General features: G+C 69.7%; 23 protein-coding genes, 1 tRNA gene and 1 pseudogene. 12 read left to right on the forward strand and 13 right to left on the reverse strand.

The annotated features are described in order from the left end of the window. Window positions 1-6: 6 nt before the first annotated feature. Window positions 7-204 carry a hypothetical protein gene (locus tag AB8M85_RS17205; protein WP_372700063.1) on the reverse strand — a complete coding sequence of 66 codons (198 nt, stop codon included), beginning with the start codon at window positions 202-204 and terminating at the stop codon, window positions 7-9. Between the two features lie 215 nt (window positions 205-419). Here AB8M85_RS17205 and mptB (AB8M85_RS17210) point away from each other — a divergent pair, with 215 nt between their 5' ends. Genes mptB (AB8M85_RS17210) through AB8M85_RS17225 form a run of 4 tightly spaced genes read left to right on the forward strand, consistent with a single transcriptional unit; the run spans window position 420 to window position 5754 of the window. After that, window positions 420-1982, forward strand: a complete 1563-nt coding sequence (mptB, locus tag AB8M85_RS17210; RefSeq protein WP_372700064.1) for a polyprenol phosphomannose-dependent alpha 1,6 mannosyltransferase MptB — start codon at window positions 420-422, stop codon at window positions 1980-1982. After that, window positions 1983-3587, forward strand: coding sequence for a polyprenol phosphomannose-dependent alpha 1,6 mannosyltransferase MptB (gene mptB / locus AB8M85_RS17215; RefSeq protein WP_372700065.1), 1605 nt, complete (start codon window positions 1983-1985; stop codon window positions 3585-3587). Further along, window positions 3584-4900 carry a glycosyltransferase family 87 protein gene (locus AB8M85_RS17220; protein WP_372700066.1) on the forward strand — a complete coding sequence of 439 codons (1317 nt, stop codon included), beginning with the start codon at window positions 3584-3586 and terminating at the stop codon, window positions 4898-4900. Before mptB (AB8M85_RS17215) ends, AB8M85_RS17220 begins: the two co-directional genes overlap by 4 nt. 17 nt (window positions 4901-4917) lie before the next feature. Further along, window positions 4918-5754: a formylglycine-generating enzyme family protein gene (locus tag AB8M85_RS17225; RefSeq protein ID WP_372700067.1), complete on the forward strand. Its 837-nt coding sequence runs from the start codon at window positions 4918-4920 to the stop codon at window positions 5752-5754. Window positions 5755-5789: 35 nt separating this feature from the next. Here the strand turns inward: AB8M85_RS17225 and AB8M85_RS17230 are convergent, their stop codons facing one another. From AB8M85_RS17230 to soxR, 3 genes are all read right to left on the reverse strand, one after another. Then, on the reverse strand, window positions 5790-6977 hold the full coding sequence (locus tag AB8M85_RS17230) for an FAD-dependent monooxygenase (RefSeq protein ID WP_372700068.1): 1188 nt from the start codon (window positions 6975-6977) through the stop codon (window positions 5790-5792). Between the two features lie 86 nt (window positions 6978-7063). Continuing rightward, window positions 7064-7588 carry a flavin reductase family protein gene (locus AB8M85_RS17235; protein WP_372700069.1) on the reverse strand — a complete coding sequence of 175 codons (525 nt, stop codon included), beginning with the start codon at window positions 7586-7588 and terminating at the stop codon, window positions 7064-7066. Window positions 7589-7695: 107 nt separating this feature from the next. Further along, the gene (gene soxR, locus AB8M85_RS17240; RefSeq protein ID WP_372700070.1) at window positions 7696-8136 is read right to left on the reverse strand and encodes a redox-sensitive transcriptional activator SoxR; all 441 of its coding nucleotides are present in this window, start codon (window positions 8134-8136) and stop codon (window positions 7696-7698) included. A gap of 98 nt (window positions 8137-8234) precedes the next feature. Here soxR and AB8M85_RS17245 point away from each other — a divergent pair, with 98 nt between their 5' ends. Further along, window positions 8235-8855 carry an HAD family hydrolase gene (locus AB8M85_RS17245; RefSeq protein WP_372700071.1) on the forward strand — a complete coding sequence of 207 codons (621 nt, stop codon included), beginning with the start codon at window positions 8235-8237 and terminating at the stop codon, window positions 8853-8855. Window positions 8856-8988: 133 nt separating this feature from the next. Here AB8M85_RS17245 and AB8M85_RS17250 read toward each other — a convergent pair whose 3' ends face one another. Further along, entirely contained in the window at window positions 8989-10476 is a 1488-nt protein-coding gene (locus tag AB8M85_RS17250; RefSeq protein WP_372700072.1) for a DUF2079 domain-containing protein, read from the reverse strand. 78 nt (window positions 10477-10554) lie between these two features. Next, the gene (locus AB8M85_RS17255) at window positions 10555-11187 is read right to left on the reverse strand and encodes a uracil-DNA glycosylase (protein WP_372700073.1); all 633 of its coding nucleotides are present in this window, start codon (window positions 11185-11187) and stop codon (window positions 10555-10557) included. A gap of 316 nt (window positions 11188-11503) precedes the next feature. Between AB8M85_RS17255 and AB8M85_RS17260 the strand changes: the two genes are divergently transcribed. Then, window positions 11504-12616, forward strand: a complete 1113-nt coding sequence (locus tag AB8M85_RS17260; RefSeq protein WP_372700074.1) for a GTP pyrophosphokinase family protein — start codon at window positions 11504-11506, stop codon at window positions 12614-12616. Between the two features lie 34 nt (window positions 12617-12650). Here AB8M85_RS17260 and AB8M85_RS17265 read toward each other — a convergent pair whose 3' ends face one another. Both AB8M85_RS17265 and AB8M85_RS17270 read right to left on the reverse strand, forming a co-directional pair. Further along, window positions 12651-13277, reverse strand: a complete 627-nt coding sequence (locus tag AB8M85_RS17265; RefSeq protein ID WP_372700075.1) for a malonic semialdehyde reductase — start codon at window positions 13275-13277, stop codon at window positions 12651-12653. Between the two features lie 133 nt (window positions 13278-13410). Continuing rightward, window positions 13411-14106, reverse strand: coding sequence for an HAD-IA family hydrolase (locus AB8M85_RS17270; RefSeq protein WP_372700076.1), 696 nt, complete (start codon window positions 14104-14106; stop codon window positions 13411-13413). Between the two features lie 71 nt (window positions 14107-14177). Here AB8M85_RS17270 and AB8M85_RS17275 point away from each other — a divergent pair, with 71 nt between their 5' ends. Next, a complete protein-coding gene (locus tag AB8M85_RS17275) occupies window positions 14178-15017 on the forward strand; it encodes an aldo/keto reductase (RefSeq protein WP_372700077.1) in 840 nt (279 codons plus the stop codon). Window positions 15018-15153: 136 nt separating this feature from the next. Next, complete coding sequence (locus AB8M85_RS17280) at window positions 15154-15804, forward strand: SDR family oxidoreductase (RefSeq protein ID WP_372700090.1); 651 nt, start codon at window positions 15154-15156, stop codon at window positions 15802-15804. A gap of 22 nt (window positions 15805-15826) precedes the next feature. Here the strand turns inward: AB8M85_RS17280 and AB8M85_RS17285 are convergent, their stop codons facing one another. From AB8M85_RS17285 to AB8M85_RS17295, 3 genes are all read right to left on the reverse strand, one after another. Beyond that, window positions 15827-17080 (reverse strand): sugar MFS transporter, encoded by a 1254-nt coding sequence (locus AB8M85_RS17285; protein ID WP_372700078.1) that lies wholly within the window; start codon window positions 17078-17080, stop codon window positions 15827-15829. A 46-nt stretch (window positions 17081-17126) separates the two neighbouring features. Then, complete coding sequence (locus tag AB8M85_RS17290) at window positions 17127-17693, reverse strand: hypothetical protein (protein WP_372700079.1); 567 nt, start codon at window positions 17691-17693, stop codon at window positions 17127-17129. A 52-nt stretch (window positions 17694-17745) separates the two neighbouring features. Further along, window positions 17746-17822 (reverse strand) — tRNA-Arg (locus AB8M85_RS17295). 214 nt (window positions 17823-18036) lie between these two features. Here AB8M85_RS17295 and AB8M85_RS17300 point away from each other — a divergent pair. Both AB8M85_RS17300 and ettA read left to right on the forward strand, forming a co-directional pair. After that, complete coding sequence (locus AB8M85_RS17300; protein WP_372700080.1) at window positions 18037-18564, forward strand: single-stranded DNA-binding protein; 528 nt, start codon at window positions 18037-18039, stop codon at window positions 18562-18564. 64 nt (window positions 18565-18628) lie between these two features. After that, window positions 18629-20311: an energy-dependent translational throttle protein EttA gene (ettA, locus tag AB8M85_RS17305; protein ID WP_372700081.1), complete on the forward strand. Its 1683-nt coding sequence runs from the start codon at window positions 18629-18631 to the stop codon at window positions 20309-20311. Window positions 20312-20455: 144 nt separating this feature from the next. Here ettA and AB8M85_RS17310 read toward each other — a convergent pair whose 3' ends face one another. Beyond that, window positions 20456-21412: an acyl-CoA thioesterase gene (locus AB8M85_RS17310; RefSeq protein WP_372700082.1), complete on the reverse strand. Its 957-nt coding sequence runs from the start codon at window positions 21410-21412 to the stop codon at window positions 20456-20458. A 115-nt stretch (window positions 21413-21527) separates the two neighbouring features. Between AB8M85_RS17310 and AB8M85_RS17315 the strand changes: the two genes are divergently transcribed. Then, a complete protein-coding gene (locus AB8M85_RS17315) occupies window positions 21528-22199 on the forward strand; it encodes a hypothetical protein (protein ID WP_372700084.1) in 672 nt (223 codons plus the stop codon). A 289-nt stretch (window positions 22200-22488) separates the two neighbouring features. Here the strand turns inward: AB8M85_RS17315 and AB8M85_RS17320 are convergent, their stop codons facing one another. After that, a complete protein-coding gene (locus AB8M85_RS17320) occupies window positions 22489-22677 on the reverse strand; it encodes a hypothetical protein (RefSeq protein ID WP_372700085.1) in 189 nt (62 codons plus the stop codon). A 247-nt stretch (window positions 22678-22924) separates the two neighbouring features. Between AB8M85_RS17320 and AB8M85_RS17325 the strand changes: the two are divergent. Then, window positions 22925-23288: pseudogene (locus tag AB8M85_RS17325) on the forward strand (hypothetical protein); the annotation flags it as partial.

Below are 23288 nucleotides of genomic sequence, written 5' to 3' on the forward strand. Positions count from 1 at the left end.
CGGATGCTACCGGGTGACGCCGCTGAGGAAATAGAGCACGATGAACACCGCGGCCGCCGTGGCCCCCAGTGCCGCTGCGGCCAGCGCCTGCAGGCCGAGCATGGGGGAGCAGACGAGCACCAGGACGACGATGAAGACGCCCCACCCGAGCAGCGCCCCCTGGCGTCCCGTGTCCTTGCCCTCACTCGAGGCATGCCTGCCCACGGTGTTCCCCCTCCTGCCAGCGGTTTCGGCGCCGTGGAACCACGGGCCGGAACCACCCTATGGGCTGTGGCGGCGGTTCGGCGGGATGCCGGCGTCGTGCCGCGTTGGCGTGGGGGCGCGATGCTAACATCGGTGAATGTTCCAGCGGGCCGTCCGGCCCGCCGTACCCGGCCGCCCGGACGGCCGCAGCCGCGTACTGGCGAGGCAGCCACCAGATGATCAACGGAAACGAGCCGATGGCAATGAGCAGGGTCGAGGCGGGCACGGGGACCCGCCCCCGCGCGCAGGCACCCCGCCTGGTCCTGCTGCAGGGCCTGCTCGGATCGATCATGGTCCTGCTGGGCTCTTACGGCATCGGCTGGCTCGCCAGCGTCTCTCCGCTGAACCGCAACGCCCTGCTCATCGCCGTGCGCACCGAGCAGTGGGGCGTCATCACCTCCACCGTCGTGCTGACCCTGGGCTGCTGGATCATGTTCCGCGCCTGGCTGCGGCTGGGCCAGGAACTGTCCGGCTGGGCCGCCGGGTCAATGCGGACCGTCCGGCAGGCCTGCTGGCTGTGGGGGGCGCCGCTGCTGTTGTGCCTGCCGATCTTCAGCCGGGACGTCTTCGCCTACATCGGCCAGGGACGGCTGGTCACCGCCGGCCAGGACCCCTACGTGGACGGGATCTCCACCCTGTCCAACTGGTTCCAGCTCGGCGCCGACGTCACTTGGGCCGAGGCCGAAACGCCCTATGGGCCGCTCTTTTTGATGCTCGAGCGGTTCGTGAACATGATCGCCGGGACCTCCCCGGATGCCTCGGTGTTCCTGTTCCGGCTGGTCGCCTACGCCGGCGTCGTCGTCTGCATGGTCTACGTGCCCAAGCTGGCCGAACTGCACGGCGTCTCCGGGGCCAAGGCCCTGTGGATCACGGTGTCCAACCCGTTGTTCCTGATCAGCTTCATCGCCAGCGCACACAACGACGCGCTGATGGTCGGGCTCGCGGTGGCCGGCACCTACTACGCCGCCACCCGGCGGGGGATCCTCGGCGTCGTGCTGGTCACCGCCTCGATCGGGATCAAGCCGATCACCATGGTCATCCTGCCGTTCATCGGCCTGCTGTGGGCCGGCCCGGGTTCCTCCTGGGCCCGGCGCTTCCTCTTCTGGGCCTACACGCTGGGCCTGTGCCTGGGCATCATGGCCGTGATCGGCTGGGCCAACGGCTATGGATTCGGGTGGCTGAAGGTCATGCTCGGCACCGGCACGGGCACCGTCTTCTTCGCCCCGGTGGGCCTGTTCACGAACTTCTTCAGCGGGGCCTTCGACTCGCTGGGGCTCGAGTCCGCCTGGGTGCTGGACGTGGTCAAGATCGTCGCCCGGCTGGCCTCGGTCGCCGTGGTGCTGGTGCTCATGTTCCGGGGCCGCCATTCGCACCTGGTCCAGCGCCTGGCCCTGGCGTTCGCCGCCCTGGTCGTGCTGTCCCCGATCATCCAGCCCTGGTACCTGTTGTGGCTGCTGCCGTTCTTCGCCGCCACCGGGATCCGCGACGACTGGCAGATCATCTGGGTGTATTTCACTGTTGCGTTCTTCATCGCCTTCGGTGCGGCCGACCAGATCTTCATCTGGCAGTTCCTCGACGCCCTGGACCCGTGGGTCAAGCACCTCTCCACCGGCATCTCCTGGACGGCCATGGCCTACCTGGCGTTCCTGGATCCGCGGACCCGGCGCATCTTCGTGGGCTTCTGGGACTCCGTACGCACGGCCGTGGGCACGCTGCGGCGGCGCAAGGAAGCCAGCTGAATGCCGGCACCCGAGCTGCGGCGCCGACGGGCACGGACGGCCGCCCTCACCACGGCAATGCGCGCCCTGCGGCACGGCATCGAGCAGACGCCGCTGTTGCGCCGGCTGGCCGGCGGCGACGAAGGCCAACGTGCCGTGCCAATGGCCCAGGGCTTCATCGCCTCGCTGATGATCATGGTCGGCTCCTGGGGCGTGGGATGGCAGGCGCAGACCCAGGATTCAATCTTCGCGCGCACCACCATTCTGATTCCGCTGCGGGTCGAGACGGCAGGGGTGATCGTCTGCACGATCCTGCTGGCCCTGGGCTCGATGCTGATGTCCCGTGCCTGGCTGCGGTTCGGGCAACGCGGTGGCCGGCACACGCCGGCCTCGTTGGCGACCGTGCGCAACACCGTGCTGCTCTGGTCGGCCCCGTTGCTGTTCGCGTTCCCGATCTTCAGCCGCGACGTCTATTCCTACCTGGGGCAGGGCCGGTTGATGCACGCCGGGCTGAGCCCCTACTCCAACTGGATCTCCCAGCTGCCCGGCTGGTTCGCCCAGGGCTCGGACAGCCTGTGGGCCGAATCGGCCTCGCCCTACGGCCCGCTGTTCCTGCTAGCCGCCCAGGGCGTCTACTTCGTCACCGGCGGCGTCCCAGAGGCTGCGGTGCTGCTATTCCGGCTGCTCGCCGTCGCCGGGGTGCTGCTGTGCCTGTATGCCGTCCCGCGGCTGGCCGAACAGCTCGGATCCGATCCGACGTGGGCGGTCTGGATCTCGCTGGCCAACCCGCTGTTCATCCTGACGATGGTCGGCGGGGTGCACAACGACGCGCTGATGATGGGCGGCCTGTTGCTCGGCTTCGTCTGGATCTACCGGGGCCGGCGGCTGGCTGGGCTGCTGGCGGTCAGCGGGGCCATCGCGGTGAAGCCGATCGTGGTGCTGGCCCTGCCCTTCATCGGCCTGGCCATGCTCCCGGCGACGGCCGGGCTGGGGCGGAAGTTCGGTGCCTGGGTGTACACCGCCGTCGTCACCGGGGCGGCGCTGACGTTCTTCGGCTGGATCTCCGGGCTCTGGTTCGGCTGGATCAAGGCGATGGCCACCGCAGGGTCGGCTGCCTTCCCCTACGCCCCGGTGGGGCTGCTGGGCCTGGGCATCGGCTGGCTCGCCGAACAAGCCGGCGGGGACCTGGAAACCACGGCCGACATCGTCTATACCGTGTTCAAGGCTGTGGCCATCGGGCTGGCTGTCTGGCTGGCCTTCCGCCGCGCCGCCTCCCCGGTGCTCTACTGCGCCTACGCCCTGTTGGCCTCGATCCTGCTGGCGCCGATCATCCAGCCCTGGTACCTGTTGTGGCTGATCCCTCTCTTTGCCGCGACCCGCGTCTACACCGGCGGATGGGTGCGCTTCTGGTACCTGCTGTGCATGGTGCTGGTGCTCGTGGGCGTGGTCGACCAGCTCAGCGTCGGCCAGTGGATCAGCCTGCTGTGGGTGCGCCTGCTGGCCGCCGCGATCGGCCTGCTGTACCTGGGCTACCTGGTCTTCTCCGACCCCAAGACCTCAGCACTCTTCATCCGGGGCACCGGCCCCGACACCACCGAGAACAGAAACGAGGCCACCACGCCGTGACTTCACCGCTGAACGCCCTGCGCACCGCACGGGAGGCCACCCGCCCGGTCATCGGCTGGCTGCTGGTCGCCACCGTCATCGGCGCCGTCCTGGCCGTGCTGACCAAGCAGTGGTGCCGCATCAACGGCTGGTCCGGCGCCGACCAGCACATCCACATGTGCTATTCCGACTTCGCCCAGCTGTTCGGTACGCGCGGGCTGGCCGACAAGCTCTTCCCGTTCTATACCGGCCTGCCGCAGGACCAGGCGCTGGAATACCCGGCGCTGCTGGCCGTCATCGCCGGGGTGACCGCGTTCCTGGTGCCCGGCATCGGCTTCAGCCCCGAACGCCAGCTCGCCTACTTCGACATCAACTCGCTGGGCTCCTTCATCTGCTGGGGCATCATCGTCGTCGCCGTCGCCTATAGCGCCCGCAAGCGCAGCCGCGATGCCCTGCTGGTGGCACTGGCCCCGGGGATCATCCTGACCAGCCAGCTGAACTGGGACCTCTGGGCGGTCATGTTCGCCGCCGTGGGCCTGCTGGCCTTCTCGCGGAACCGGATCTACCTGGCCGGGATCCTGCTCGGGCTCGGTGCCGCCGCCAAGCTCTACCCCTTCTTCCTCTTCGGGGCGATCCTGGTGCTGTGTTGGCGGGCCGGACGGATGGCCGCGTTCTGGAAGTCACTGGCCGCTGCGGCGGTGGCGTGGCTGGTGGTCAACGTCCCGTTCATGCTCACCGCGTTCGACGAATGGTCCCGGTTCTACACGTTCTCCTCCGAACGCCCGATCAGCTTCTCCTCCATGTGGCTGGCCTTCACCTGGACCGGCCTGGATGGGGAGGGCTTCTCGCTGCTGTCCAACGCCTGCTTCGCACTGGCCTGCCTGGGCATCGCCTACCTGGGCCTGTCCGCCCAGCGCCGGCCCCGGATGGCGCAGCTGGCGTTTTTGATCATCGCGGCGTTCATCTTGTTCAACAAGGTCTATTCGCCGCAGTTCGTCATGTGGCTCATTCCGCTCTACGTGCTGGCCCGTCCGCGCTGGCGCGAATTCCTGCTCTGGCAGCTGCTGGAGGCCTACCACTGGGCCGCCGTGTGGCTGATGAGCGCCGAGATCGTCAGCGGCGGCGACTTCGGGGGCGGCAACCCCTGGATCGAGATCGCCTACGGCACCGGGATCGCCGCGCACATGGGCATGGTCATCTACCTCTGCGTGCGGATCATCGGCGACATCCGCCACCCTGACCGCGACCTGGTCCGCGCCGAGGGAGACGACGACCCGCTGGCCGGCCCGATCGAGAACGCCCCGGACAAGTTCGTCCTGCCCTCGCGGGGCTGAGCCCGGCGGGGGACGGCATGGGCACGCCGACAAGGCACGACGGCGGGGCGCCGCCGGTGCTGGTCGACCTCCCCTCCGGGGGCATCACCCTGCGCGATGCCCGCACCGGGACCTCCCGGACCGTGGAGCTGGCGGCGTTCTCGATCGGCGCCACCACGGTGACCGCCGCCCACTGGCACCGGGTCCTGGCCGGCACCACCACGGCAGGCATCACCACGGCAGGGGCGGGCACCGCCGTCGTGCCCGGATCCACGCAGCAGGTGCCGGCCCACCCGGTGACCTGGTTCGAGGCGGTGGCCTGGTGCAATGCGGCCTCCGCCGCCGACGGCCTGCCTGCCGCCTACACGGTGCACGGCCGCAAGGTGGAGTGGGAGGTCGCCTCGCCGGGGTACCGGCTGCCGACCGAGGCCGAATGGGAACACGCCTGCCGGGCCGGAACCAGCGGCCCGCGCCATGGGGAGCTGGCGGCGATCGCCTGGACCCGCGACGACGCCGTGGAGAGGCCGCAGCCGGTGGCCCTGAAGGAGCCCAATGCGTTCGGGCTCCACGACACGCTGGGCAATGTCTGGGAGTGGTGTTGGGACCATGCCGACACGGCCCGGTATGCCGACTACCGCTCGTTGCGCGGTGGCGGGTGGGCCGATCCGCCCTACAGCGTGCGGGCGTCGGTGCGGCGGGGCAGTGCCCCGGATGCGCGGCTGGAGGACGTCAGGTTCCGGATCGCGCGCGGGGCCGCGGGACCGGCCGGGGCACGCGCCGGGCAGGGGTGGAGCGCTGCCGCCGATGCCCGGCGAGCCGACGTGCGGGGGCCGTTGCCGCTGGGGTGGACGCCCCTGCGGGGCCTGCGGCCCTGAACGTTCCGGTCAGCCCAGTCGGCCCGGCCAGGCCGTCAGCTCGCGATGCTCTTGACGATCCGGCGGGCCACCAGCTGGTTGATGAGCGGCAGTGCCGCCGCACGCAGGACCAGCCGGCGCACCAGCCGTTGCCGGGCGGTGGCCGGCAGGAACGTCCAGATGGCACGGCGGCCTGCGGCTTGCGCGTCCTCGATGACCGGGCGCCATTCGGTTTCGAAGCGGGTCAGGGCCGCGGGGATCCGCTCCGGGGCGGAGACTTCGCCCAGCAGATCGCCCAGGAGGGCGCCGCCGGCGATGGCCAGCGAACCGCCCTGCCCGGCCACCAACGACACGGCCCCGCACGCGTCGCCGACCAGGACGGCCCGGTCGCGATGCCAGCTGGGCAGAACCACCTGGGCCACGACGTCGTCGTACGGATCCTGCGGACACAGTTCGAGCATCCGGTCGACCGCGCTGCCCAATCCGGCAAACCGGCGCCGAAGCCGGGTGGGTGCGTCACCGGAGTCGTCGGTCCCGTCCTCGCGGTAGACCATGAAGGCGGCGACCTCCTCGGTGCGCAGCCCGTAGAGCCCGACGGTGCGGTTGAGGGTGTCGGTGAGCAGGAACCGCCGGCCCAACCGGGCGGCGAGCGATGGTTCCTCGACGATGTAGGCCGCAGCCCGCATGCCCAGCGGCCGCAGGTAGCGTTCCTCGGGCCCGAAGAGCTCCGCGCGCACCGCGGAGTGGATGCCGTCGGCACCGATGAGCACGTCGGCCTCGAATCGGACCGGGGAGTCCGGGCCGGTGCCCTCGAGCTCGACGGCGGCACCGTCATCGCCGTCGTCGTGGATGCCGGTGGGACGGACCCCGTAGTGCAGCCTCACCAGGCCCGGCTCCACATCCCCCAGCGCCTCGCGGGCCGCCCGCTCCATGTCGGGCCGCAGCAAGGTGAGGACGTTGCCGCCGGCGGCGCGGGAGAAGCGTTCGTAGTCCAGGCGCGAGGTCCTGCGTCCGGCGGTGTCCACGTATTCGGCGGCCTCGACCGGGTAGGCCACCGCGGCCAGCCGCGGGTAGAGGCCGATGCGCTCGGAGGCCTGAACGCCGGGGCCGAAGAAGTCCATCATGTAGCCGGCCGTGCGCGGGCCCGGCGATTGCTCGACGACATCGACCTCCCAGCCGGCCAGGCCGAGCTGGCGGGCCGTGACCAGGCCGGCGATCCCGGCCCCGACGATGATTGCGCGCATGCTCCACCCCTTCGCTTCGCAACTGATAGGCCCATTGTCCTCCCGTGGCCGCTGGTTGGGCAGGGTGGCTGCCCAGGGCCGGTCCATCAGGAGAGGGCCGAGGCCTCCGAGAGGCGGTGGTAGGTGCGGTCGTGGTAGACCAGCGGCTCGCCGGCCGGGGTCCCGGCACGGACCTCCAGCACCTCGGCGATGACGACGCGCGAGGAGCCGACGTCCAGGCGCTCGTCCACCCGGCACCGTAGGCTCCACGGGCTGCGGCGCAGCAGCGGCTCGCCGGTCGGCAGCCATTCCCAGTCCTGGTCCGCGGTGAAGCGGGCGGTGCCCGGGGTGGCGAAGGTGCGCACGATGTCGGCTTGGCCGGAATCCATGAGGTGGACCACCACCGTCTCGGCCGCAGCCAGCAGGGGAGCGGTGGTCCGGCCCGACAGGGAGAACACCAGGGACGGCGGATCGACCGAGACCGAGGACACCGACGAGGCCGTCAGGCCGATGGGCCCCTCGGGTCCGGCCGCCGTGATGACGGCCAATCCCGCGGGGTGGCCGCGGAACGCGTCGCGGAACAGGGCCGGATCGGCTTCGGTGGCCAAGGGGGCGGGGGAGGAGGTGGTCATCCTGGTTCTTTCGTCGGCGGCTCCCGACGTCCTCGGGAACACCCTTGACCCTAAAACCTCAACCTAAGTGGAGGTCAAACCGGGCCGTTGCCCGGCGTCATGGACCGTCAGCCCTCCAAACCGGGGGCGCCGGTGGTGGCCGCACCGAGCCGGTCTTCGGGATTGACGAACCCGCAGGTCGACAGCGACAGGCAGCCGCAGCCGATGCACCCGTCCAGGCGGTCGCGCAGGTGCTCGAGCAGGGTGATGCGTTCATCGATTTCCTGGCGCCACGCCATCGACAGGCGCCGCCAGTCGTCCTGGTCCGGCACTCCCTCCCGCGGGAGCCCCTCGAAGACCTCCAGCACCGAGGCCAGCGGGATGCCAGCCCGCTGGGCGGCCCGGATCACGGCCACGCGGCGCAGCGTCGAGCGGTGGTACCGGCGCTGGTTGCCACCGGTGCGATGGCTGTGGATCAGCCCCTTGCGCTCGTAGAAGTGCAGCGCCGAGACCGCCGCCCCGCTGCGCGAGGACAATTGGCCGACGCTGATCTCCGCCTCGTCATCCATCCGGTCCCCTCCTGAGGTGCGTGTGGTCCTGCAACCAACCATTATCCTCCCGCGCCCGGCCGGGCCTGTGGCCGGTGAAGCCGGTTACGCTGGGCGGCATGGCACGCATCCCCTCGGTACACACACTGCACGACGGCGACTGGTACCTCTTCGATTACGGAATGGTCATCTCCGATGCCCCGGCCGCTGCGGACTGGGATCGGCTGCACGAGGCCACCGGCCGGCCGATGGACGACGCGGGGAGCACCTATTGGGCCCACCGGCACGCCTTCGACGCGGGCTCGCTGGAGTCCACCGGCTACTGGGCCGCGGTGCTGGACCGCGCAGTGGAGGCGGCGGAAGCCGAACGGCTGGACCGGCTCGATGCCCGGCTGTGGTCCCGGCTGAACCCCCGGACCGTCGAGGTGCTGCAGGCCTTGCAGGCACGCGGATCGCACCTGGCGCTGCTGTCCAACATGCCGGTGCGGATGTCGGAGATCTTCACGGCCGAGGCCACCTGGTCGGCCTTCTTCGAGCGACTTTTCTTCAGCGGCCCATTGGGCCTGGGCAAGCCCGACCGGCGGATCTACGAGCATGTACTGCGCGAACTCGGGGTCGACGGCTCCGACGTTGTCTTCATCGACGACAAATCGGAGAACATCGAGGCGGCACGCGAGCTGGGCCTGCGCGCCGTCCACCATGTTCCAGGCATTGACCTGGCCGCCGAACTCGGCCTCTGACCGCGTACAGCGAGGGCGCCGGCGATGCGATCGGCGATGCGGTCGGCGATGCATGGAATGCTTTGTGGAGTTGACGGCCGGACGAATGGGACCCGCCGTCCGCCGGCCGCCAACCGTCACCGGGGGCGGATTCTCAGTCGTAGGGCAGGTAGTTGCTGCACACCGGGCTGACGGGAATGTCGCGGTGCAGCACCCAGATCCCGTGGTCGTCCTTCGAGACGACCTGGAAGCCGAGCTTCTTCCCGCGTTCCAGGGCCTCCTGCGGGCTCAGCGGGTCCCAGCCGCCCAGCTCGTCGACGTTGAAGTCGATGATCATCCAGCTGGCCAGGTCGTCGCCGATGTCCCCGTGCAGGCCCACATAGGTGCGCTGGACCAGGTGGGGGACCGCGGTGTCGGCGGCCTCCACGCAGACCCCGTTGGGGATCATCGCCACGGCCCGGGCCTGGGCCTTTGCCGTCTCGGGCATCACCCAGTTCTGCCCGGTCAGCGTCCGGCCCAGCGGGAAGACGGCGTGGATGAACAGCGTGCAGATGAACGCCAGCACCAGCAGGTAGGCCGGCGCCCCGACGCGCAGCTTCACCTTCCCGGTGCGGGCGATGATCTTGGAGAGCACGTGCACCGAGGCCATGATGAGCACCGGGGCCAGCATCGCGTCGTACTGGTAGACCGGCGCCCAGGTGTTCAGCCGGTCGTTGAACAGCCGGCTGAGCAGGCTCGGTGCCACGAGGATGACGTAGGGGGAGAGGAACGGCAGCAGCGCCAGCGGCACGAAGGTCATCAGCCACAGCAGCACCTTCAGCTGGTGGTCGAACAGCAGGGCGATGGACTGCAGCGGGTGGGACAGGATGAAGACGATCGCCGCACCGGCGGTGGGGCCCAGCGCGGTGTACTGCCAGTAGGACATGGCATCCGGCGGGGCGAAGTAGGGGACGACGATCGAGGTCACCACCAGGTAGCCGGCCACCCCGGCGACGGCCAGCAGCACGGCCTTGACCCATTGGCGGTGGAAGGCCAGCACGATGCCCACGGCGATGAGCGTCACGCCCATGTCCTCGCGCACCAGCAGCAGCGCCGCGGACAGGCCCACGACCAGCCAGTAGCGCGAGCGGTCGAACGCCCAGACGATCCACGCCATCAGCGGCACTGCGAAGGCGACCTCGTGGAAGTCCCAGTTGACCATCGCCTGGAACGGCCACCACAGCAGCAGGGCGGCCGCGGTGAGCAATCCGCCGCGGTGGCCCAGGTATTTGCGGGAAAACAGGTAGACGGGGATCGCGGTGACGACCAGGAGGGCGATCATGCCGAAGTTCAGCATGCGCGGATCCGGCCAGATCCAGTACAGCGGGGCGAGCAGCGCGATGATCGGGTGGAAGTGGTCCCCGAGCAGGTTGAAGTCCACGCCCTTGATCGGCACGATCGGTGCCTTGAACAGCGCGTACTGGCGCACCGCCTGGTCGAAGATCCCCAGGTCGTAGCCCTTGGCCTCGAAGTTGCGGTAGCGCAGCAGCGAGTGCGCCACGTAGAGCACGGTCGCGGCAACCATCACGGCGGCCAGCTGGAGCTTGTGGGCGCGGCTGACGGGGGCGAGGGCGTTTTCGGGCGCGGGAGGGGCGTCGGGCATGGCTACGAGTTTAGCGGTGGAGGCGGCATCCCCCGGTGGGGACACCGCCGTCGTACCGGGGGAATCGGCGTGCGGTGCCTAGCGGATGGAGGCGATGCCGGTGCGGGCCATGGCGTCGGCGTAGGCGGCCTGCATCGCATCCAGGTGGCCCTGCTGGCGTTCGGCCGAGCCGGCGAAGGCGCGCCCGTCGAGGGACTTGACCTTGTAGGTCTTGAAGCCGCGGCGCCACAGCAGCGGGTTCTGCGTCTTGGCCAGCTGGTCGGCCAGCCGGTGGGCCTCGGTGCCGTGGGCCACCAGGACCGAGGCGCGCGGGACGAGCTTGAGCATGCGCAGCAGCGGCTTGAGCCCGGAGGTGATCTGGGCCGGCTCAAAGCGGCCGTTGGCCTCGCCGTCGACATGCCAGGGCGAGACGTTCCACGGCAGGACGTACTCGGGGCGCAGCCCGAGCTGCCACTGCAGCCCGATCATCCGCGTCGCGGCGTCGGCGTCGCCGGGGGTGATGAAGCCGCTGGGGTCGGCGATGCCGATGTTGGAGAAGAGGGAGATGATCTTGACCTGGTCGACGTCGTGCTGGGGGTCGACGTAGCTGACGGAGCTGCCGGGGCGGAGCAGGGCCGTCTCGTCGAGCAGCCGGTTCACGGGGGCGATGTGCTCCTCGTAGCGGCGGTTGAACAGCGTGTCGGTCGAACGTTCCGTGGCAGATGCGGTCATGAAGGGGTGCTTCTCCTGGGGTTGCTGCGTCGTGCGGATCGCTGGTCCGCCGGTGGGAACCGGCACACGGGGGGATACGGGCCCTGGGGTGCCGGAGGTAAACGGAAGATGCGGCCGACATGGCCGTCGTCTGTCCTCCAGTTTACCCCCCGCCCCGTCCGGACACGCCGGGACGCCGCCACCGATCGGCGGTGATCCTCCGTACGACGCCGGTGCCCCCGCCCGCCCCCCCGCTCGCCCGACGGTGCCCCCAGGTGGTGGGTGGCGGTTGGTAAGGTGTGGTGCGGTACACAACGGAACGAGAGGGCAGGCCAACGTGGGAGCAGTTTTCGACCGGCTGGACGAACGGCTGAAGCCCGAGGTGGAGGCATCGACCCGCGAGTACGAACGGGTCCGCCCCCAGTTGGAGGCCGTGACAGCAGATGTCACGGCACGCATCCGCGGGATCTTCGCCGACGCCGAGCTGCAGCCGCTGTTCATCACCGGGCGCACCAAGGCGGTCGACTCGTTCCGCGACAAGGCCTCACGCATGCTCGAACCCGACGAACCGGGCGGGGAGCCGCAGTTGGAGTTCCCGAACCCGCTGCGCGAGCTGCACGACTTGGTGGGGGTGCGCGTCATCGTCGCCCTGCCGCACGAGATCCGCGATGCCGCCGGGCTCATCAAGCGCCGCCGCCACGAATTCGACGTCCGCTCCGATCGGGAGAAGGACATCGGCTCGGTTGAATCCGGGACCTATGGCTACTCCAGCCGCCACCTGAACCTGCGCACCCGGCAGAACGAGGTGGTGCGCGGCTACCAGGGGACGCTCGGCGAGAACGTCAGGGTCACCGGCAACTACATCTTCGAGACGCAGATCCGCACCATCCTGGCCCACGCCTGGAGCGAGATCGAGCACGACATCCGGTTCAAGAAGGTCGACCCGCGCGCCTGGAGCCCCTACCTGGACCGCCAGTTCACGGCTACCGCGGCGATGCTCGAGGCCGTCGAATCGACCTTCGAGGAGCTGCACGACCGCTACCTGGCCGTCACCGGCTACTGGGATGCCGAGGGCGAGGGCGCCGCCGAACTCGGCCCGGCCCGCATCCGCGAGGTCTGGCAGACGCTGCTGCCGCACGTGGACCGCAAGGCCGACGACGACTGGGGCTGGGCCGCCGAACTGCTCGCCGCCCATGACCTGGGAACGACGACGGAGCTGGCCGGCTTGCTCGATGCCGACGCCATCACCCACGTGCGCAAGGCGCTGGACCACCGCTACTCGCCCGGGCCCGACCGGTTGCTCGACGACGTGCTGCTGTGGCGCTTCGGCCGCGCGCACATCGAGCTGACCGCCGGCAAGGACCGCCAGCGCCAGGAGTCCCTGCGCCGCCGGCTGGCCCAGATGGAGACCTACCGGGCAGAACGAACCCCCGGACCCGCAGCGCACTGAGCGCCGGGAGCCGGGGGCCGGTTCGGGGCGGTTCCTACAGCGTGGTGGTCGCTGTCGCGTAGTCCAGGCGCGGCAGGCGCGGGTACCACGGGTTCTCGCCGGGCTTGCCGATGTTCACGACCATGAAGGCCTTCCGGCTCGTCCCGGCGTGGAAGTCCTCGTCGACTCCGGCGGCGTCGAAGCCGCCCATCGGGCCGGCGTGCAGGCCCACGGCGCGCACGGCCATGATGAAGTAGCCGGCCTGCAGGTGGGCGTTGTCCTTGCCCACGCTCTCGCGCATCCCTGCCTTCTCCTCGCCGTCGAACATCTCCTGGCGCTCGGCCGCATGCGGGAGGAAGACGGGGAACTGCTCGTGCCAGTCGGCGTCGAAGCTGAGCACGGCGACCAGCGGGGCGGCCAGCGTCTTGGCACGGTTGCCCTCGGCCATGCGGTGGGCCAACTGCTCGCGGGCTGCGGCGGAGCGGACCCAGGTGACGCGCATCGGCTGGTTGTTCATCATCGTCGGGCCCATCTTGGCCAGCTCGTAGATGGCGCGGGCGGTCTCCTCGGAGACGGGCTCGTCCGAGAACGTGTTCGCGGTGCGGGCCTCGAAGAAGAGGGCATCGGCCGTCGCGGCGTCGATGGCCAGTTCCTGGTCGAGGTCGGGAAGCGTTGCGGTCATGGGGGTCCTTCCGAAACGGTGCGCCGGGCGGTGCCGGCGACGACGCCGGGAACCACCGGCCGCGGCAAGTGCTTGACGTGAAGGGGCAACCGACGGATGCATCTGCATATTTCCCACCGCGGTGTGTGCTTGCTCACGCCCGGGGCAGAAACACCTGCAATCCCACCCCGCCCGGGCCTGCCGTCACCCGGGTTCCGTCCAGGGTGGCGACGATCCGCGAGGCAGCCAGCGCACCGGCGTCGTACGTTCCGGTGATCCCGACGGTCCGCGCGCCGGCGGCATTGCCGGCCGCGACGCCGGCGGGGGCGTCCTCGAACACGATCGTGCGCGCCGGGTCGACGCCCAGCCCGGCAGCCGCGGCCAGGTAGCCCTGGGGATCGGGCTTGCCGCGGGACACCGAATCCGCGGTGACCAGGACCGACGGGACCGGGATGCCGGCCAGTTCCATGCGCACCGCCGCCAGTTCCGCAGTGCAGGAGGTCACGATCGCCCACCGGTCCGCGGGCAGCCCCGCCAGCAGCGCGGCGACCCCCTCCTTGATCACGATGCCCTCCGTCTGGGCGACCTCCAGGCGTTCGATCAGCGCCAGCGCCTGCCCCCGGCGTGCCGGTTCGACCCGGGCGGCAACGACATCGCGCGCCGGTACGCCATGCGGGTGCTCGCCGTGGTCGCCCAGGCCCAGCTGCCGCGACCACTCCTGCCAGCAGATCTCCGTGGCGCGGGTCGAATCGATCAGCGTGCCGTCCAGGTCGAAGAGCAGGGCGTCGGCGTCCAGGGGGCCGGCAGCGGCGGTCCGGGGTGCAGGTGCGGGGGAGGTGCTGGTGTCCATGCACCCACCCTATCCAGAGTGCACGACGGCGGTTCCGGGCAGGATCGGGCGCGGCACGTTAGCATGAGGGAATGTCAGCGAACCCAGTTGCAGTTCCCGTCAAAAAGCTCGCCAATGGTGCCGAGATCCCGATGATCGGACTGGGCACCTGGCCCATGGACGATACCGAAGCCGGCGCCGCCGTGCTGCACGCGATCGACGCCGGATACCGGCTCATCGACACCGCGGAGAACTACCGCAACGAAGAGGGGGTCGGCCAGGCGATCGCCCGCTCGCCGCTGGCCCGCTCCGAGCTCTTCGTCACCACCAAGCTCAACGCCGAATGGCACTCCTTCGAGGGCGTGCGCACCGCGTGGCGGCACTCCATCGAGCGCCTGGGCCTGGACTACATCGACCTGCTGCTCATCCACTGGCCCAACCCCGCCCAGGGCACCTACGTCGACGCGTACAAGGGCCTGGCCAAGCTGCTCGCCAAGGGCAAGGTGCGCGCGATCGGCACCTCGAACTTCACCCGCTCCCAGCTCACCGAGCTGATGGACGCCACCGGCGTGGTTCCGGACGTGAACCAGATCCAGCACTCCCCGCTGTGGATGCGCGCCGACGACATCGCCTTCCACCAGGAGCACGGCATCTTCACCCAGGCGTGGAGCCCGTTGGGCCGCGGCGCCGTCCTGGACGCCGAACCGGTCACCACGGCCGCCGCCGCCCATGGCGTCACCCCCGCCCAGGTGGTGCTGCGCTGGAACCTGCAGCACGGCGCCTCGCCCATTCCGAAGTCCACCGACCCCGAGCGGCAGGCCTCCAACCTCGACGTCTTCTCCTTCGAGCTCGACGCCGGGCAGATGGCCGCCATCGACGCCCTCGACGGGACCGGCCCGGCCCCGGCGGACCCGATGGCCTTCGGCCACTGACCTGTCCGTGCCGCAGCCCGAGGAGCATGCCGTGAACCCGTCACCTGACCAGCCAGCTGGCCAACCCGCTGGACAGCCAACTGACCAGCCCGCGCACCACACCCCGGACCAGCCCACTGAAGAGCACCGGAACGTCGTGGTCATCGGCGGCCACGGCAAGGTCGCCCTGCTGCTGGCCCGCGAGCTCACCGGGCGGGGCCACGCCGTCACCGGGGTGATCCGCAACCCCGCCCACGCCGAGGACGTGACGGCCGCCGGCGCCACGCCGTTGGTGCTGGACATCGAGCAGGCGCACGGTCCTGAGCTCGAGCCGGCATTGGCCGGATTCGACGCCGTCGTCTTCAGCGCCGGGGCCGGCGGCGGGGATGCGGACCGGACCTACGCGGTCGACCGCGACGCCGCCATCCGGATCATGAACGCCGCCTCCGCGGCGGGGGTGCGCCGGTTCGTCATGGTCTCCTTCGCCACGGCGGACACGCGCTACCTCAAGGGGCTGGATGACCCGTTCTACCCCTACCAGGCCGCCAAGATCGCCGCCGACGAGCACCTGCGCAAATCGGACCTCGAATGGACGATCCTCGGCCCCGGCGCACTGACTCTGGAACCGGCCACCGGCAAGATCACCCCGCTGGCGCACCCAGTCAGCGGCGACACGCAGACCTCGCGCGGCAACGTCGCGCTGGCCATCGCCGAGGCACTGGCCCAACCGGCGACAATCGGCAAGACGCTGGACTTCCGCGACGGCGAGGTCCCGCTCACCGAATGGTTCGCCACCGGCGGTGCCTGAGCGCCATCGGAGGCCACTGGCGCTACCGCGGGCTGCGGGGTGCGCCGCGCATGGCCCGGGGGACCACCAGCAGGGAGACCAGCAGCATCGCCGCCACCACGTAGAACGCGTCCAGGATGCCCAGGTGCTCGCCGATGAACCCGAGGATCGGCGGTCCGACGAGGAACGCGGTGTAGCCGAAGATCGAGACGATGCTGACCCGGCGGGCGGCATCGGTGGGGTGGTCGGCCGCCACCGAGATGCCCACCGGGAAGCCCAGTGAACCGCCCAGGCCCCACAGCGCCGCGGCGCAGAAGGCCGTCCACTGCTGGTCGGTGAGGATGAAGACGAGGATCCCGACGAACCCCAGGGTCCCCATGACCAGCAGTGTGCGCTGACGGCCCACCGCATCGATCAGCGGCCCGCCGGCCGCCCGGCCCACGGTCATCGCCGCGACGAACGTCCCGTAGACCAGCGCGCCGCCGGCATTGTCGAACCCATGGCCGTCGACTGCCGCCAACGGCAGCCAGTCGTTGGCCGACCCCTCGACGAAGGCCATGCCCACCACCAGCAGCCCCAGGAACATCAGCTGCGGATCGGTGGCCAGCAGCAGGGTCGCCCGCAGGCGGTCGCGGAAGCGGTTGTGCCCGGCCACGCTTCCCGCTGGCGCACCCGGTGCCGGCCCGGGCTCCGGCCCGCGGGTCGGCGGCCGGGGGATGAAGCGCACCGTCCACGCGCCGGCGGCCGCGATCGCCATGCCGGCCATACCGAAATGCAGGGCGACCGGCACCGTATGCAGTGCCGCCGTGGCGCCGAGGACGGCGCCCAGGATCGTGCCCAGGCTGAAGAACGCGTGCATCAGGGGCAACAGCGTCCGCCCCGTGGCCCGCTCGACCTCCGCGCCTTCGACGTTCATCACGATGTCGGTGATGCTGTAGGAGAAACCGAACAGGAACAGGGCCGCTGCCGAGAGGGGGAAGGACTCCGCCGACCCGGCCGCCAGGCCCAGGAGCACCGTGGCCGCGGCCATGGCGAGCAGCGAGTACAACAAGCCTGCGCGGGTACCGGCCCGGGCGAGGTAGTTCGGCGCCGCCGCCAGGCCGGTGATGGAACCGATGGCGAGCCCGAAGAGCAGCAGCCCCACGGTCTCTGTGCTCAGCTGCATCCCGTCGCGGACTGCGGGGATGCGCGAGACCCAGGTGGCAAAGCCCAGCCCGGACAGGCTGAAGACGACGAAGACGGCATTGCGCCATGCGGACAGACTGCCCCGAGCCAAGACTGGCTGCGTGGTCGACACCGGGTTGCTACTCCTGGAGGGTGAGGGGTGGTGCGAGTGGGCGAAGTCAGGACAGGCCGGCCAGGATCCCCCTCCACACGCCGCGCCAGTGCCCCATGGACTCCGCCGAGTCCAGTCTAGTGTGGTTTATGCCGATGGTGGACTTTTCGGTGGCCTTCCGTCCGATATCCACGCTGACCCGCGATCCGTCGGCCAGGTTGATGCGCCAATACCGCCACTTCTGCGTACTGCTGACCCGCGCTTCGCCCTCGACCGGGACGCCGTCGAAGGAGTCGCGGTCCCCGACGAGGTCCAGCCAGGCCTCCAAGGTGGCGTCGAGATCGCCGGGGTAGGTCTTGCTGGCGCCGACGTGGAAATCTCCACTGCTGCTCTGTCCCGGGACACGACGGCCGATCTGCTGTTCGTAGGCGACGGCAACGGATTGGCCCCACCACTCGGGGTTGGTGGAGGCGGGCATCCCCGCGGCGTGGGCGATGATGTAGTCGCAGGCCCTGGTGGCGATCCGGTCATGGGGCAGCGAGGGCCCGGCGCCCTCGTCCAGCAGGGCGCACCAGTCGGTCCAGGGGATGCCCGTAGCCGCAGTGATGGCGTCGGCTTTGGGAGGCTGCGTCATCACCCGATCCTAACGGGCGGCACCCCCGATCACGGAGGGCATCTGGCAGCAGTGGTGCCCCCGGCGCGATTCGAACGCGCGACCGACAGATTAGAAGGCTGTTGCTCTATCCAGCTGAGCTACGGGGGCTGGTGCCCCGGTGGGGCAACACGAATCATTCTAGCGATGCGCGGCGCGAGGTCCACATCGGGTGCTCGCGCCCCTCACAGATGGCCGTCCCGGTCGCGCGGGATGGTCCTGTCCACAGCGAGGCCCGGGACAGGTCGCCGGCGGATGCGCTGCCGGGACGCTGGTGGTGCGGAACGATGATGCTCCGCGAGGGACACCAGCCTTGGAGGACACCATGAGAGACGCCAACAACTTCATCACCGTCGTCGGCAACGTCGGCACCGATCCGGTCACGCGGACCCACGCCAACAACTTCCAGGTCACCCAGTTCCGGCTGGGGACGGACAACCGGGGGAAGAACGCCGAGACGGGGGAGTGGGAGAACAAGAGCACGAACTGGTACACGATCAAGGTCTTCAACCAGCTCGGCCTGAACGCCGCCGCGTCCATCCGCAAGGGACAGCGCGTCTTCGTCGGCGGCTATGCCAAGGTCGACCAGTACACCCGCGAGGACGGCAGCACGGGGATGGGCATCGAGATCGAAGCGCAGTTTGTCGGCCACGACCTGAAGTTCGGGACCGCGGAATTCCACCGTCTTCCCCACCTGCTCACCCGTGCCGAGACCGAGGCACCGGCCGGCGCGTACGGGGTCGACGGCGAGGAATTCGAGGGCGGCGACGATGCCGACCGGGCACCCGGCGGGACCAGTCCATCCCACCCGGGCGGCAATCGGGGCTCCGGCAGCGAGTATCTGGCCGGGTAAGTAGAGGTGTGCTGGCCGGATTCCAAATAGGGATTTGGCGGCCGGAACGACTAGCCTAGTGGGCATGGCGGAATTCATTTACACCATGACCAAGGCCCGCAAGGCCGTTGGCGACAAGGTGATCCTCGACGATGTCAGCATGTCGTTCTACCCCGGCGCGAAGATCGGTGTTGTCGGCCCCAACGGCGCCGGCAAGTCGACGATCCTCAAGATCATGGCCGGAATCGACACCCCCTCCAACGGCGAGGCGAGGCTGAGCCCCGGCTACTCGGTGGGGATCCTGCTGCAGGAGCCGCCGCTGAACGAGGACAAGACCGTCCTGGGCAACGTCCAGGAGGGCGTGGGCGAGATCTACGAGAAGATCACCCGCTTCAACCAGATCTCCGACGAGATGTCCCAGCCCGACGCGGACTTCGACGCCTTGCTCGAGGAAATGGGCAAACTGCAGGAAACCATTGACGCCGCCGATGCGTGGGACATCGACTCCCAGCTCGAGCAGGCCATGGACGCCCTGCGCTGCCCTCCGGGCGACGCCGACGTTTCGGTGCTCTCCGGCGGTGAGCGCCGCCGCGTTGCGTTGTGCAAGCTGCTGTTGCAAAAGCCCGACCTCTTGCTCCTCGATGAGCCCACCAACCACCTCGACGCCGAGTCGGTCCTCTGGCTCGAGCAGCACCTGCAGGCCTACGCGGGCGCCGTTCTGGCCGTCACGCACGATAGGTACTTCCTGGACCACGTGGCCCAGTGGATCGCCGAGGTCGACCGCGGCCAGCTGCACCCCTACGAGGGCAACTACTCCACCTACCTGGAGAAGAAGCGTGCCCGCCTGGAGGTCCAGGGCAAGAAGGACCAGAAGCTCTCCAAGCGCCTCAGCGACGAACTCGAATGGGTCCGCTCCAACGCCAAGGGCCGCCAGACCAAGTCCAAGGCCCGTCTGGCCCGCTACGAGGAGATGGCCGCGGAGGCCGAGCGCACCCGCAAGCTCGACTTCGAGGAAATCCAGATCCCGCCGGGTCCGCGCCTGGGCTCGCTGGTCATCGAGGCCGACAAGATCAAGAAGGGCTTCGGCGACCGCGTGCTCATCGAGGACCTGTCCTTCACGCTGCCGCGCAACGGCATCGTCGGCGTGATCGGCCCCAACGGCGTCGGCAAGTCGACCCTGTTCAAGACGATCGTGGGCATGGAGGAGCTCGACGGCGGGCAGCTGAAGATCGGCGACTCAGTGAAGATCTCCTACGTCGACCAGAACCGCGGCGGCATCGACCCGGAGAAGAACCTGTGGGAGGTCGTTTCCGACGGCAACGACTACATCCAGGTCGGCAACGTCGAAATGCCCTCGCGCGCCTATGTGTCGGCCTTCGGGTTCAAGGGCCCGGACCAGCAGAAGAAGGCAGGCGTGCTCTCCGGCGGTGAGCGCAACCGCCTGAACCTGGCCCTGACCCTGAAACAGGGCGGCAACCTGCTGCTGCTCGATGAGCCGACCAACGACCTCGACGTCGAGACCCTGTCCAGCCTCGAGAACGCACTGCTGGAATTCCCCGGCTGCGCCGTCGTCGTCTCCCACGACCGGTGGTTCCTGGACCGCGTGGCGACCCACATCCTCTCCTACGAGGGCACAGAGGAGGATCCGGCGAACTGGTACTGGTTTGAGGGCAACTTCGAGGCGTACGAAGAGAACAAGATCGAACGGCTCGGCCCGGATGCTGCGAAGCCGCACCGCGTCACCCACCGCCGCCTCACCCGCGGCTGACGGTAGCCAAACCAACGACAGCGCCCCCTGCTGACCCACCAGGTCCGCACGGGGCGCTGTTGCGTTGATCCTGCGGAGATCGCCCCGGGTGGACGCCAAGGGCGGGATCCCCACGGAGGGTGGGGCACCGCCGTCGTACGGGGATCAGCGGTGCTGGTCGCGTTTGATGGCGGCGCGCATGAGGCGCGACTGGACCCCGCTGAGGATCTTGGACCGGGCATCGGTGGGCACGCGGACCATGCCCTCTTGCGCCACGGTGGCGACCAGCCGGCCGTCGCGGGTGAAGAACCGCCCCTGGCCCAATCCGCGGGCCCCGGAGGAGCTGGGGCTCTCCTGGACGTAGAGCAGCCAGTCGTCGACCTTGACGTCGCGGTGCCACCACATGGCGTGGTCGAGGCTGGCCACGCTCATGCCCGGGGTGATCCACGGCAGGCCGTGGCGACGGAGCACCGATTCCAGCAGCGTGTAGTCGCTGCCGAACGCCAGGGCGGCGCGATGCAGTGCCGGGTCATCGGGCAACTGCTCGTAGGTCTTCATCCAGACGGCGTTCGTCGCCGTGCGCTCCGTGCCGCTGGGCGGTTCGAAGTAGATCGGCTTGGCGACGTAGCGGATGTCGAAGGGCCGCTGGAAGGCCCACTCGCGGGCGATGGGGTGGTTGACCTTGCCGATGACGTCGGCAGTGGTGGGCAGCGACTCGGGGTCGGGGATGCCGTCCGGCATCTCCACCTGGTGCTCCAGCCCGTCGGCCGGTTCCTGGAACGAGGCGATCATCGACAGGATTGGCTGGCCCTTTTGGTAGGCGTGGACGCGGCGGGCCGAAAACGAGCGCCCATCGCGCAGCCGTTCGACGCCGAAGGTGATCGGCAGCTTCACGTCGCCGGGCCGCAGGAAGTAGCCGTGCATGGAGTGGATGGGGCGTTCCCCGTCCACGGTGCGGGAGGCGGCGATGATCGATTGGCCCAGGACCTGGCCACCGAACACGCGGTCGCGGCTCTGCGGAGGAGTGCGGCCGACGAAGATGTCCTCGTCCGTGCGGGTCAGGCCGTCGCCTTCGAGGTCGAGCAGCCCCACCAGGGATACGGGCGATTCACGATCGGGCACTATTACTCCTCGGTAGGGATTGTCCTGCGCTAGAGACTATCCGCGCCGGACCGTGCCGATCAAGCGGCCGAGAGGCGGAATGGCGCCCCGGCGGGCCGGATGAAAGCATGGGGGCATGACCCCCGAAGCCCTGAACCTGGCCGATGCCGAGACGATGTCCGACCTGCGCACCTACCTTTCCCGGGCCCGCACCGTGCAGGACGGCCAAGCCCGGCTCCAGGTCCTCGGGGCGGCGCTGGCGGTCTACGTCCCGGTGCTGGCGCAGGAGGCGATCGGGACCGCGGTGCCCACCGTGTTGGGACTCCGCGTGGCCCGGTTGGCGTCCCCGGTCGCCGACGGGTTCGCGGCGGTCTACGAACTCGGTGCCCTGGCGGACCGCCTGGCCCGCGCCGCCGACGGGGACACCGTGCTGCCGCTTCCACCGGCGGAGGCCCGCGCGGCCTGGGCCGGGATCACACCCCCGCTCTCCGGTTGGGAACCCCTGGGCGAGTACGACGACGATGCCTTGCGTGCCGAGGCCGAGACCGGAATGCGCGCCGTCACCGAGGCGCTGCCGCCGCAGGCCGGCCGGCCCGTCCTGGACACCGTGCGCGGGCGCATCTGGTCTGCCCCGGTCCAGGCGGGGGCGGACGGAGTCGAGCTACCGCTCGGGGCGGCGTTCGCGGCCGCCTCACTGGGTTTCCTTCGCCCCGGCGCGCGCAGCAGGGTCTTCGGGCAGGGGCGGTGGCAGCGGTTGACCTCCACGGGCGGGCACACCCTGGTACGGCACCCGGCCCAGTTGGCCTGATCCTGCGAGGGCATCATCTGCGATGCGTTGGGCTGCTGCGCGGACGATGGATACCTCGCTGGTTGGATCATCGTTCGCGGGCCTGATGTTTCGCAGCCGCCGGCGGAGGTCGCGACGGATTTCGAGGATGGACTGGGCTTCACTGTAGGTCTGGATATCCAGCCCTGCTGGCGTCACGCCGTCAATGAGGCTTTGAGCCTGTTCGGGGGACAAGCCGATCTGTGCAAGGTCGCTGGGTGGATTCTTCCCACCGCCGGGCTCGGGGCAGGCGCGCTGACACCTCTACACGTCAGGCGGGCGCGGGCGCCGCAATCAGGTCGGGGCGCCACACCTGGAGGTCGTCGACGGACCAGAGCTTGATATTGCCGCGTCGGGCCGTCGGAGCCGGGGCCAAGTGCCGTGCCATATAGGAGCGGAAAGTCGAGGGCGATAGTCCGGCTGCGGCGGCCGCCTCTGCGGAGGTCATCATGAGAGGCATGAATCCATTCTGCAGTGCCTGCGCTGTAGAGGCTACGGGCTATGGTCACGCGCAGGGGGAACACAAGAGGCCGCACTGAAAGGGGCGGGCCGTTCGGGCTAGCCAGATGACGGGCACGTTCGGAATCCCGTGAAGAATTGTCGAATCGTTTGGGCCGTCTTCCTTGTCGGCTCGAATCTGGCCACGGGCCCCTCACAGGGCTGTTTTCCGGGGTTTTCCGGGGGGTGTCCCCGATAAACTAGAACACATGTACGAAGAACCCGTGTCGGGCCCCCGACCCACGCTGCAGGCTCCGGAGCCTGCCGTGGCCGGAACTGCCGCCCCGGGCCCGGATGCCGCGGGTGCTGGTGCCGGTGCGGATCCGGTGGACCCGCGGGAGTTGCTGACCGCATTCCTGGCGACGCTGCCGGATGTGGCGGTGGGCCCGCTGGGGGAGGCGGGGCTGGTGGATGTGCTGGCGTTGGCGGAGGCGGGGAAGAACGCGTTGGCCGGGCTGCAGGCCCGGGCCGAGGTGGCGTTGGATGCGGTGGTGCGGGCCCGGCACGAGGCCGAGGGCGTGGAACGGTCCAAGGTCGGTGCCGGTGTCCATGCCCAGATCGCGTTGGCCCGTT

This window comes from Arthrobacter sp. JSM 101049, from assembly GCF_041679245.1.
Lineage (GTDB): Bacteria > Actinomycetota > Actinomycetes > Actinomycetales > Micrococcaceae > Arthrobacter_H.

Excerpts from the sequence above, each read along its gene's own strand:
- mptB (WP_372700064.1), top strand. The coding sequence starts at position 420 with ATGATCAACGGAAACGAGCCGATGGCAATGAGCAGGGTCGAGGCGGGC.
- mptB (WP_372700065.1), top strand. The coding sequence starts at position 1,983 with ATGCCGGCACCCGAGCTGCGGCGCCGACGGGCACGGACGGCCGCCCTC.
- AB8M85_RS17225 (WP_372700067.1), top strand. The coding sequence starts at position 4,918 with ATGGGCACGCCGACAAGGCACGACGGCGGGGCGCCGCCGGTGCTGGTC.
- AB8M85_RS17230 (WP_372700068.1), bottom strand. The coding sequence starts at position 6,977 with ATGCGCGCAATCATCGTCGGGGCCGGGATCGCCGGCCTGGTCACGGCC.
- AB8M85_RS17235 (WP_372700069.1), bottom strand. The coding sequence starts at position 7,588 with ATGACCACCTCCTCCCCCGCCCCCTTGGCCACCGAAGCCGATCCGGCC.
- soxR (WP_372700070.1), bottom strand. The coding sequence starts at position 8,136 with ATGGATGACGAGGCGGAGATCAGCGTCGGCCAATTGTCCTCGCGCAGC.
- AB8M85_RS17245 (WP_372700071.1), top strand. The coding sequence starts at position 8,235 with ATGGCACGCATCCCCTCGGTACACACACTGCACGACGGCGACTGGTAC.
- AB8M85_RS17250 (WP_372700072.1), bottom strand. The coding sequence starts at position 10,476 with ATGCCCGACGCCCCTCCCGCGCCCGAAAACGCCCTCGCCCCCGTCAGC.
- AB8M85_RS17255 (WP_372700073.1), bottom strand. The coding sequence starts at position 11,187 with ATGACCGCATCTGCCACGGAACGTTCGACCGACACGCTGTTCAACCGC.
- AB8M85_RS17265 (WP_372700075.1), bottom strand. The coding sequence starts at position 13,277 with ATGACCGCAACGCTTCCCGACCTCGACCAGGAACTGGCCATCGACGCC.
- AB8M85_RS17270 (WP_372700076.1), bottom strand. The coding sequence starts at position 14,106 with ATGGACACCAGCACCTCCCCCGCACCTGCACCCCGGACCGCCGCTGCC.
- AB8M85_RS17275 (WP_372700077.1), top strand. The coding sequence starts at position 14,178 with ATGTCAGCGAACCCAGTTGCAGTTCCCGTCAAAAAGCTCGCCAATGGT.
- AB8M85_RS17290 (WP_372700079.1), bottom strand. The coding sequence starts at position 17,693 with ATGACGCAGCCTCCCAAAGCCGACGCCATCACTGCGGCTACGGGCATC.
- AB8M85_RS17300 (WP_372700080.1), top strand. The coding sequence starts at position 18,037 with ATGAGAGACGCCAACAACTTCATCACCGTCGTCGGCAACGTCGGCACC.
- ettA (WP_372700081.1), top strand. The coding sequence starts at position 18,629 with ATGGCGGAATTCATTTACACCATGACCAAGGCCCGCAAGGCCGTTGGC.
- AB8M85_RS17315 (WP_372700084.1), top strand. The coding sequence starts at position 21,528 with ATGACCCCCGAAGCCCTGAACCTGGCCGATGCCGAGACGATGTCCGAC.
- AB8M85_RS17320 (WP_372700085.1), bottom strand. The coding sequence starts at position 22,677 with ATGCCTCTCATGATGACCTCCGCAGAGGCGGCCGCCGCAGCCGGACTA.